Source organism: Streptomyces sp. yr375 (assembly GCF_900110755.1).
In the GTDB taxonomy this organism is placed as follows: domain Bacteria; phylum Actinomycetota; class Actinomycetes; order Streptomycetales; family Streptomycetaceae; genus Streptomyces.
In genome coordinates this window covers 170091-180220 of sequence record NZ_FOFF01000001.1, presented here as the reverse complement: position 1 = coordinate 180220, position 10130 = coordinate 170091, and the positions used below count along the sequence as shown (strand labels likewise).

Genomic DNA, 10130 nt, shown 5'->3' with positions numbered 1-10130 from the left:
AATCCCCGCCCCCCCCCAGCCCTGACTCTCCCTTAAGGACCCGCTCCATGCCGCAGACGCCCGATCGACCGACCCGCTCGGACAGCGAGTTCGCCGAACTGTTCGCCCGCAAGGCGCGGACGCCGTTGCGTGGGTTCCTGCCCGGCCGCAGGGTCTGGAACGCCGTCGGCGGCTCCGTGGCCGTGGTCCTGGTGCTCGTCGGGGCCACGGCGGTCATCTCCCGGATCGACTGGAGCGGCGGCCCGGACAAGGTGACCACCGCCTCCGCCAAGAAGACCGGCACGAAGGAGAAGGGCGCTGCGGGCGGCAGCGGCGCGCCGACCGCCACCGCGCACTCGAGCGCGCCGGCCGGCACGAAGCAGGACAAGACCTCCGGCACCGCCCCGCTCCCCGCCGCCGGCGGCGACACGTCCGGCGGAGGCTCCGGCTCCGGCGGTTCCGGCACGACCGGTGGCGACAGCGGCACGACCGCCGAGTCCCCGGACACGGGGTCGCACCGGACGACGTCCTCGCCGACCACGCCGACCGGCTACCTCTGGTCCGACGGCAGCGTGGACACGACGGACAACAACAGCTACTGGGACCAGAGCATCGTCACCGTGAAGTCCACGAAGTCCCTCAGCAGCCTCAAGGTCGTCGTCAAGATCATCCAAACCGGCGGAGTCGTCAACACCGGCACCTGGACCTCCCTGGGCGACCAGGTGACGGTGGCCTCCGCCGCGAGCGGCAGCGAGGTGGACTACGTGATGACCCTGAAGTCGGGCATCACCCTGAGCCCCGGCACCTACGTCTTCAAGCTCCAGTACAACCACGCCCAGGGCAACCGGGACGCAGGCGGCGACCGCTACAACGTCACCGCAACGTCCACCACGTCCGACGACGAATTCCTCAAGGGGGGCTTCTGAGACCGGGGCTACCGCCGGACGTCCTTGACGAACACGATCCCGTCGGTGCCGGCCACATGGGCCGGATCGAGTGGGGCGTAGCCGAACCAGGGGGAGACTCGGGCAGCCGGCGCCACCTGGGCGAGGGCAGCGGCCAGTCGGCGGGCGTCGACGACGCAACGCTCCTGCGGGAGGGCGTACAGCAGCCCCTCGACGGTGTCCGGGGGCGGGGCGTCCACCCCCTGGTGGGGGATCGTGCCGAGGGCCGTGGCCAGGAAGGCGTACTCCCCGCCCAGGCGGGCGCTCACGATCGCGCCGGCGCTCCACCACTCCAGCGACATGTCCCCCATCCGCATCGTGCTCTTGGCCCGCTGGAGATGCGCGTTGTGGGCGTACACCAGCGCCGGTCCTCGTTCGGCGACGGCGAGCAGGTTGGCGGCCATCGTCGAAGCCCGCAGGTCCAGCAGCCTCGCCATGCGGACGGGTGACGTGTCGGCCATCCAGAAGTGGTAGCGCAGCAGCCCGGTGGCGGTACGGCCGTACAGGCGTGCCCGGTGCCAGTCCTCCCGGGAGGACGCCGCGATCAGGTGGGGCGTCTGCGCGTCGAGCAGGGCCACCAGGTCATCGGCGAGCAGCCGCAGTCGTTCGGCGTCGGGCGTGCGCCCCACGGACCGGGACGGGTCGGTCATCGCGGCGGGATCGGTCCACCGGTCGTCGGCGCCGAGCAGGCGCTCGAGCGTGTCCGCGGTGCAGGGAAGCAGGTCGGCGTCGCCCCGGGCGGCGAGGTAACCGTGGAGTGCGGTGAGGGCCTGCCGAGGGCTCGCCGCGCCGGTGATCTCCAGCGGGCCGTCGAAACCGGCGAAGCGGACCTGCTGTGACGCGGGCCGGCCGTCGTTGTGGGCGCGCATCCAGCGCACCAGCTCGCGGTTGGCCGCGGACGCGCCGAATCCGTGGCTGAAGCCGCGCTCCATGACGTCGTCGAGGGTGCCGGTGCCCGAGGTGACGTAGTCGTCCACGACCAGGCCCATCAGGCAGTCGCTCTCGATCGCGATCGTCCGGTAGCCCTCCTGTTCGGCGAGCTGCCGGAAGAGTTCGTCGCGCAGGGTGAGCAGCACGTCCTCGCCGTGGGTGGGCTCGCCCAGGGCCAGCAGTCGAGGCCGGGCGGGGAGCAACCCCAGGACGGCGGCGGGGGTGACGGCCTGGGCGGCTTCTGTGATGGCAGCGGTCATGCCTTCAACGGTATCGTTGAACCAACGGTGGAAACTTTTCGTCGATCGTGGCAGGACAGTGCGGAAAAACCTTCAAAGCAGTGGTCGGCTCAGGCCTGTTGATCTGGCACGCGCGCACGGTCTGTCCACCCAGGCGGTCAGGAACTACGAGGCGGCCGGGATCCTGCCGGCCGCCGCGCGCACCGCGCACGGCTACCGCACCTACACGCCGCTGCACGCGCGGGCCCTGCGCGCGTTCCTCGCCCTCGTGCCCGGACACGGCCACCAGACGGCCACGGCGATCATGCAGGCGGTCAACCGGGGCGCCACCGAGGACGCGCTGCGACTCATCGACGAGAGTCACGCCCAGCTTCTCGACGACCGCCGCACCCTCCAGGCAGTCGAAGCCGCCATCGGCGACCTCGAACCCCTGCCGCAGGAACGCGGCGAGATGTTCGTCGGCCCACTGGCCGACAGGCTCGGCATCCGCCCGGCCACCCTGCGCAAGTGGGAACGCGCCGGACTGGTCCGGCCGCGCCGCGACCCGCGGACGGGCTACCGGGTCTACAGCGCCGCCGACGTGCGCGACGCGCTCCTGGCCCATCAGCTCAGACGGGGCGGCTACCTGCTGGAACAGGTCGCCGCGCTGATCGCCCAGGTCCGTTCCGCCGGAGGCATCGCGCCGCTCGAGTCGACGCTGCGCGACTGGCATGCCCGCCTCTCGGCTCGAAGCCACGCCATGCTCACCGGCGCCGCCGCACTGCACGCCTACCTCAGCCGGACGCCTGCCTCGGCGGAGGAATCCGGTCCCTGACAGCCCGTTCGGGCCCTGATGCGCGATCGCGGGGTGTGGTTGCTGTTGCGGAAATCACGGGGCGAGTTAACCCAAGGTTCATGTCACGACATGCACGATTCAGACGGATCATTCATCGCACGGGGGGGACGCGCATGGCATTTCGTCGTTCGGCGCTCGGTGTCTCGTTCACCGCCTGTCTGCTGGCCTGCGTGCTGGTCTGTTTGACCGGGTGCGGTGCGGCGAGCGGCGGGATCCGGGTCGAGGGGCCCGCCCCGTCCCGGATCCCGTGGTCGGGGCCGGTGTACGTACTGGACTGGAAGTCGCTCGCCTGGCAGCACCCGGACGGGCTGGACCTGACCGGCCACACCGTTCTGTGGGGCGTGACGTGGCGGAACTGGGGCTCGCCCCGGGCCATCGGCACCGGCAGCGTGCTCGATCTGCCCTGCCGGTCGGGCTGTCCGCACGGCGACTATCCCGACTACGCGGTCACGATCGTGTTCGAAGGGCTAGTGAAGCGCCAGTACGCGGCGTACTACAGCCGGGCGTACGTCACCCCCGTCGGCGCGGCCGCGCCCCACTGGGCGGAGGACGTGAGCAGCGTGCGCCTGCATGTCCCGAAACCCTGACCATGACCTTCTGACAACGTTGCCCAACCGAAGAGGACGCCCATGCCCGACATCCTGCTGGTCGAGGACGACGAGATGATCCGTGAGGCCACCCGGCTCACGCTGGAGGCGCAGGGTTACCGCGTCCGTACGGCGGCCGACGGTGTGACCGGGCTCGACATGTTCCGGGAACACCGGCCCGACCTGGCGGTGCTCGACATCATGCTGCCGGGGCTCAACGGGGTGAGCCTGGCCGGCCGTATCCGCGAGGAGTCGGGTGTGCCGGTGCTGCTGATCTCGGCGCGCAACGACCCGGTGGACGTGGTGATGGGCCTGGAGGCGGGCGCCGACGACTACGTGACCAAGCCCTTCGACGGGCCGGTGCTGGTCGCCCGCATCCGCTGCCTGCTGCGCCGCGTGACGCCGGTCGAGACGGCGGCGACGGCCACGGCGTCCGCGACACCCATGGCTGGTGCGACGGGCGCTACGGGCGCTACGGGTGCGACGGGCGTGGCACCCTCCGCACCCGCTCCGCTGCGGTTCGGGGACCTGCTCTTCTGCCCGGTGACCCTGGCCGTACGCCGGGGTGAGCAGTCCCTCGCCCTGACCACGACCGAGCTGAAGCTGTTGCGGGAGTTCGCCACCTCGCCCGGGATGGTGTTCACCCGGGATCTGCTCCTGGAGCGGGTGTGGGACTACGCCTGGTCCGGCGACACCCGGGTCGTGGACGTCCATGTGCAGCGGCTGCGCGCCAAGATCGGCCGGGAGCGGATCGAGACGGTGCGCGGCTTCGGCTACAAGCTGCGCGCATGAGGCGGCCCAAGGCCGTGACCGTCGGTACGAAGGTCGCCCTCGCCGTCGCCACGGCGGCCGTGGCGGTGGCGGCCGCGGTCGGCGTCCTGGTCCACCACATCACCGCCGCCAACCAACTCGCCACGGCCCGCTCGGAGTTGGACCAGCAGTTGCTGAGCGCGGCGTACGACTACGCGGCCGCCCGCAAGTCCCCGGCGCGGATCAATCCGCCGAACCTGCCCGGCCCGGTCGCGAAGTCCGTGCGCGGCGGTGTCCGGGTGACCTACCTGCAGAACGGCGGCCGTCCGGTCCTGTGGGCGGCCAGCCGGGTCTCCGACGGCGAGGTGCTCGCGCTGTCGCGGTCCTACGCGCGGGAGGCCCGGTCGCTGGCCTCGCTGGACCGGACCCTGCTCGCGGTGGGCGCGACCGCCACCGTCCTGGTGTCCCTGGCGGGACTGTTCCTCGGGGTGCGGATGGGCCGCCGGGCGACGGCCGCGGCCCGTACCGCGGAACGCATCGCGAACGGCGACCTCGACGCCCGGGTCAACCCCGACGGCCGGGACGAGATCGCCCGCCTGTCCGCGTCCGTCAACACCATGGCGGACGCGCTCGGCGCGCGGCTGGAGGCCGAACGCCGGGTGACCGCCGACATCGCGCACGAACTGCGCACACCGGTCGCCGGCATGTCGGCGGCGGTCGGTCTGCTGCCGCCCGGGCCCGCCTCGGACCTGGTGACGCGCGCCGTGCAGAACCTGCGCGGGCTGGTCGAGGACGTGCTGGAGGTGGCCCGTATGGACGCGCAGGTCGCGACGCTCGAGACCGAACAGCGGCAGGTCAGCGCGATGGCCCGGCGGGCGGTGGCCGCGCTGGCGGGGGTGGAGGTGCGGGTGGTGGCCGACACGGTGGTGACGACGGACCCGCGCCGCGTCGAGCGGATCCTCACCAACCTGGCCGCCAACGCGCTGCGGCACGGCGCGCCGCCGGTCGAGGTCGAGGTGGACGGGCCGGTCGTCCGCGTCCGCGACCACGGCGAGGGCTTCCCGCCGGATCTCTTCGCGGTCCTGCACACCTCCGGACCCCAGCGCTTCCGTACGACCGCGCCGGGCGCCGGGACCGGTCTGGGCCTGACGATCGCGGTCGGTCAGGCCCGTGTCCTGGACGCCGAGTTGACCTTCCGCAACCATCCCGAGGGCGGGGCGGAGGCGGTGCTCACTCTTCCCGACCGGCCCTGAGGGAGAAGCCGCCGCCCTTGCCGACGGTGTCGACGATCGCCAGGAAGGTCGCGAGCTGCCGCGGTTCCTCGTCCACGAGGAGCTGCGCGGCGTCCCGGACGACGACCGTGACGGACCCGGCCGCCCCTGCCGAGTCTGCCGACTCCGCCGACTCGACCGTGGTGAACAGGCATTCCTCGAAGGCGTCCCAGTTGTGCCCGAAGTAGTCCGGGAAGTCGAGTACGCGGGCCCACTCGGCGAAGAGGTCGAGGGTGGTACGGCAGTGGCTGCCGCGCACCTCCTTCACGAGCGGCTCCGCCGATGCTGCTGATGTCATTCCGTCGCTCCTGCTGGTCTGGTGGTGAGGTGAGGTGGTGAGATTCGGTGAAGGGGAAGGCAGTTCGCCGGCTACCAGTGGCCCAGGTAGTGGAAGGACCCGCAGTGGTCGAACGTCGCGTAGACGTGGTGGGTGCGGACGTTGCGGACGATGCGTTCCCCGCCCCGGGGGCCGGTGTGGCCGGCCTGGGCGTTGACGTCGTACTCGCGGTAGACGTCGTTCGCGCCGCTGGCCTGGTTCGCCGGGACGTGCCGGGACTCTTCCAGGCGCTGGACCCGGTGCTCCCGGTCCGGGAAGACGCCCCCGTAGTAGATGACGTGCCGTTGTCGGCCGGGCCGGGAACCGCTCTCGAAGTGGTACCAGCCTCGTGTGTGGGGGTCCTTGCCACCGGGCCAAGCCCGTCCCGGGAACTGCGCGTTCCAGAAGTCGGCCGCGCCCAGAGCGCCACGCCACTGCTGATCGGAAACCTGGGGCGGCTGGCGCCCCCGCGCCGGCGGCTTCGCCGGGCACCGGGTGGCGGACCTCTGACAGGCCCCATTCTCGCAGGCGTCGGCAGCCTGGACGAGGGCGGAGAACGCCCCACCGACGGTGAGGCTACCGACGGCGAGACCAAGAAGCACGGCCGGTATCGCAGCCAGGCGGGCACGGATCCGTGGACGGGGACGGCATGAGGTCAACTGCGGGGACCGCCGAGACCGCTGGGACTGTGGGGACTGTAGGGGTCGTTGGGGCTGCTGAGGCTGCTGAGGCTGCTGAGGCTGCTGAGAGTACTCGGGGTGCTGCGAGTGCTTAGGGTGCTTTGCGTTCGGCCCCTCGGGCTCTACCGACCCCTCCGGCTCTCCCCGCTCCACCGGCTCTCCCCGCTCCTCCAGTGCCTCGTCCGGGGACATGGCGGCTCCCTGATCCGTTCGATCCGCCCTGTTCTGTTCGTGTGTGCTCAGCCGACCACGGACATCTTGCGGCGGGCCTTGACGCGGGGCTTGACCCCGGCCTTGAGCGTGCGGGTCGTGGTGTTTGCCGGGCTCGTGGCGGGCCGCTTGCCGAGGCTCTTGAGGGCGATTGCCGTTGCGGCTGTGACCAGGGTGCCTGCGGCGACGGCCGCCACGTAGAGCAGGAGGCCGCTGATCTCGCCGGCGGCGAAGAAGCCGCCGTACAGGGCCTTCTGTGTGCTGCCGAAGGCCATCGTCAGGACGCCGGTGACCGCGCCGCCCGCCATGGAGGCCGGGAGCACCCGCAGGGGGTCGGCGGCGGCGAAGGGGATCGCGCCCTCGGACACCCCGGCCAGGCCGAGCAGCCACGCGACCTTGCCGTACTGCCGGTCGGCGGGGCGGAACGCCTTGCGCCGCACGATCGTCGCCAGCGACATGCCCAGCGCGGGCACCATGCCGGCCGCCACCATCGCGGCGACGAGGCCCAGGTTGTACGAGTTGGCGACGCTCATCCCGCCGGCGACGAAACCGAACGTGATCTTGCTGATCGGGCCGCCCAGGTCGGAGCAGACCAGCGCGCCGATCACCAGGCCCATCACGAGGGCGCTGCCCCCCGTGAGGCTGGTCAGCATGGTGTTCATGCCGGTCTCCAGGTCGGCCAGCCACTCCCTGACCAGCGCGAACATCAGGACCGACACGACGAGGGCGGCGACCAGGGGGACGGCGACGTCGTCGAAGAGGTCGCGCAGCGCGTGCGGTACGCGGATCCGCGCCAGTGCCACGGTGAGCGCGCCGGCGACGAGGCCGGCGGCCAGCCCGCCGAGGAAGCCGCTCTCCACGTCCATGGCGACCAGCCCGCCGACCACTCCGGGAATCAGCGCCGGCCGGCCCGCCATGCCGTAGGCGACGTACGCGGCGATGGCCGGGACCAGGAACCCGAGCGCCGAGACGCCGGAGCGGAGCATCAGCGCGGCCCAACTGTCGGCGTGGGTCCAGGCGAACGACTGCTCCGTCATCTTGGCCCCGGTCACGCTGATCTGCCAGCCGCTGATCAGATAGGCCACGGCGAGCAGCAGGCCGCCCACCGCGGCGATGGGTCCGATGTAGGCGATGCCGCCGCCCAGCCAGCGGCCCAGCCTGATGCCGGCGTGCTCGCCGGGCGCGGCGTTCTCGTTCATGGGGGCCGTCGGGCGGGAGGTCCGGGGGGCTTGGGGGGCGGTCGGGCGAGGCATGGTCGAGCTCCGTTGGGTAGGAGAAGCCGTTTGCGTGGGAGGGGAGGGAGGGATGCCGAATGGGGGGCGGCATCCCTCCCTGGCCTGTGGTGACCGGTGTTGACCGGTGCGACCGGTGTTCACCGGTGTTCCGCGAGTGGGCTGCGAGTGGGCTGCGCCGCTGGGGGCCGGGCAGCGGAACCTAGAAGCCGTTGCGGTTCTGGAAGGTCATGATTTCGTAGTTGTTGGACGCGATGCGGACCCACTCGATGTCGATGCCCACCGTGTAGTTGACGGGGTGGTTGCTGCACCGGTCGCACTCGCTGTAGCCGCCCGAGATGATGCCCATGACCTCGACCGGCCAGGCGTCCCGCGCGCCGGTGAAGTCGGTCTTGTCCTTGTAGATGGGTCCGCCGGAGTCGCCCGGCTGGGCCGTCTTGTTGTCCCATCCGTTGTTGTAGTGCCGCATCAGGAAGCCGCCGTTCCTGATGCAGATGTCGGTGTTCTTGTAGCAGGTCTGGAAGTTGGTGTTCGTGACGACGTTTCCGCCCCACTGGTAGCTGGTCTGCCCGCTGACGTGGAGACCGGTGTCGCCCACCACCGGCTCCTGCCAGCCCACCACCGCGGCTTCGGACGAGCTGGCCGAGGTGCCGCCGGTGAACATGTGGTAGCTGTAGCAGCGGATCTCGCCGTGCGAGCAGGCGCCGTCACCGTCACCGATGTTGTGGCTGTACATGAGGTCCTCGGTGTCCGACCCGGTGTCCCGGTGGTCGACCGTGCCGACATAGCCGCGGTTCCACTTGTAGTTGTGGAAGAGCGAGCTGACCGATCCGCAGTGCGCGGCGGTGACCATCTTGGCCGTGTGGTGCTCGGCGCCGTCCGGGTAGGACCAGAAGGAGGGGCCGCCCGTGCACAGCCCTCCGTTGGTGTTGATGAGCGAGAGCCCGGAGTAGTACGCCGGGACGTCCAGGAACCGGTCGGTCTGGAGGGGCTGGACGTGCCCCTCGATCACCTCGACGTCGGCCGGGAAGGTCTTCTTGGCCGCGGCCGTCACGTCCTGGGGCGCGTCGGACACGAAGGCGACCTTGTCGGTCTTGGCGTCGTAGTGGACCGCGAAACCGTAACGGACGGCGTTCTGGCTCCACTTGCGGGCCGTGAGGGTGTCGGAGATCTGGTCGATCCGCTTGGTCGTGAACTTGCTGACCTTGACCTCGGCCTTGACGCCCGAGACCGTGACGGAGGAGGCGGAGACGGCAGCGGAGGTGGCGGCGTCATCCCCTACGGACAGCGTGGACACCCGCTGGGTCGTGGGCGCGTCGGCCGGAAGCACGATCACGGGCTTCTTGGTGCCCTGGTCGTACAGCGTGGTCAGGGCGTGCCGCTGCTTGGCGAGCTTGGTGACGCCGGTCCACTGGGACGCGGTCACCGGGCTCTTCTCGGGGATGTCGACGAGCGTCGACTTCGTGGCGGACGTGTCCACGGAGGTGGCCGGGCCCGGGGACGGGGCCAAAGACACGGCCGTCGGTCCGGTCACCGCCGCCGCCAGGGCGACGGCCGGCGCGCTCAGCGCCAGTACGCCGGTGGCCGTCGCGGTGAGTGCCAGCCTGGTCAGGCTGTATCTCGTACGCACAGCTCCTCATTTCGTTCAGGGGAAGTGGAACGGGAGCCAAGAAACCAACGGCGTGTAACAGTGGCCCGGCCGTCACATCACCGCTGTCGCTCGGAAACGATGGACGGTTGTTACAGACCCGGACCGGCTGCCGGGCCGGCCGATCGCCGTGCTGGCACGATGGCGTTATGGAACGTGTGCTTGGAATCGGTGGATATTTCCTGCGGTCCGCAGACCCGGCGGCCCTGGGCGCGTGGTACCGCGACTGCCTGGGTCTGGACGCCGACGAGCACGGCCTGTGGCGTCAGGAGGCCGGGCCGACGGTGTTCGCGGCTTTCGAGTCCGAGACCGACTACTTCGGGTCCCGCACCCAGCAGACGATGCTCAACTTCCGGGTCGGCGACCTCGACGCGATGCTCGCGCAACTGCGCGCCAAGGGGGCGGACGTGGCCGCAGAGACGCAGGACATGGAGGGCGTCGGCCGATTCGGCTGGGTCACCGATCCCGAGGGCAACCGGATCGAACTGTGGCAGCCCGCCTGACCTCAC

General features: G+C 71.0%; 11 protein-coding genes. 6 read left to right on the top strand and 5 right to left on the bottom strand.

What is annotated here, in order from left to right:
* Positions 1-47 precede the first annotated feature (47 nt).
* On the top strand, positions 48-905 hold the full coding sequence (locus tag BMZ82_RS00665; RefSeq protein WP_093770469.1) for a hypothetical protein: 858 nt from the start codon (positions 48-50) through the stop codon (positions 903-905).
* 8 nt (positions 906-913) lie between these two features.
* On the opposite strand, the gene BMZ82_RS00660 is transcribed toward BMZ82_RS00665, so the two are convergent.
* The gene (locus BMZ82_RS00660) at positions 914-2113 is read right to left on the bottom strand and encodes an erythromycin esterase family protein (protein WP_093770467.1); all 1200 of its coding nucleotides are present in this window, start codon (positions 2111-2113) and stop codon (positions 914-916) included.
* A gap of 58 nt (positions 2114-2171) precedes the next feature.
* Between BMZ82_RS00660 and BMZ82_RS00655 the strand changes: the two genes are divergently transcribed.
* From BMZ82_RS00655 to BMZ82_RS00640, 4 genes are all read left to right on the top strand, one after another.
* Positions 2172-2906 carry a TioE family transcriptional regulator gene (locus tag BMZ82_RS00655; protein WP_093770465.1) on the top strand — a complete coding sequence of 245 codons (735 nt, stop codon included), beginning with the start codon at positions 2172-2174 and terminating at the stop codon, positions 2904-2906.
* A 134-nt stretch (positions 2907-3040) separates the two neighbouring features.
* Positions 3041-3514, top strand: coding sequence for a hypothetical protein (locus BMZ82_RS00650; protein WP_093770463.1), 474 nt, complete (start codon positions 3041-3043; stop codon positions 3512-3514).
* Positions 3515-3556: 42 nt separating this feature from the next.
* Entirely contained in the window at positions 3557-4306 is a 750-nt protein-coding gene (locus tag BMZ82_RS00645) for a response regulator transcription factor (protein ID WP_093770461.1), read from the top strand.
* Complete coding sequence (locus BMZ82_RS00640) at positions 4303-5517, top strand: sensor histidine kinase (protein ID WP_093770459.1); 1215 nt, start codon at positions 4303-4305, stop codon at positions 5515-5517. The genes BMZ82_RS00645 and BMZ82_RS00640 overlap by 4 nt, the downstream gene beginning before the upstream one ends.
* Here BMZ82_RS00640 and BMZ82_RS00635 read toward each other — a convergent pair.
* The 4 genes from BMZ82_RS00635 to BMZ82_RS00620 all read right to left on the bottom strand — a co-directional run bounded on the left by BMZ82_RS00635 (position 5495) and on the right by BMZ82_RS00620 (position 9603).
* Entirely contained in the window at positions 5495-5833 is a 339-nt protein-coding gene (locus tag BMZ82_RS00635) for a barstar family protein (protein WP_093770457.1), read from the bottom strand. The two genes, BMZ82_RS00640 and BMZ82_RS00635, sit on opposite strands and share 23 nt — an antisense overlap.
* Before the next feature lie 71 nt (positions 5834-5904).
* Positions 5905-6453, bottom strand: a complete 549-nt coding sequence (locus BMZ82_RS40120; RefSeq protein ID WP_093770455.1) for a ribonuclease domain-containing protein — start codon at positions 6451-6453, stop codon at positions 5905-5907.
* A gap of 317 nt (positions 6454-6770) precedes the next feature.
* Positions 6771-7994 (bottom strand): PTS fructose transporter subunit IIC, encoded by a 1224-nt coding sequence (locus tag BMZ82_RS00625; RefSeq protein ID WP_093770453.1) that lies wholly within the window; start codon positions 7992-7994, stop codon positions 6771-6773.
* 181 nt (positions 7995-8175) lie between these two features.
* A complete protein-coding gene (locus tag BMZ82_RS00620; RefSeq protein ID WP_093770451.1) occupies positions 8176-9603 on the bottom strand; it encodes a chymotrypsin family serine protease in 1428 nt (475 codons plus the stop codon).
* Between the two features lie 167 nt (positions 9604-9770).
* On the opposite strand from BMZ82_RS00620, the gene BMZ82_RS00615 reads away from it, so the two are divergent.
* Complete coding sequence (locus BMZ82_RS00615; protein WP_093770449.1) at positions 9771-10124, top strand: VOC family protein; 354 nt, start codon at positions 9771-9773, stop codon at positions 10122-10124.
* Positions 10125-10130: the final 6 nt, after the last annotated feature.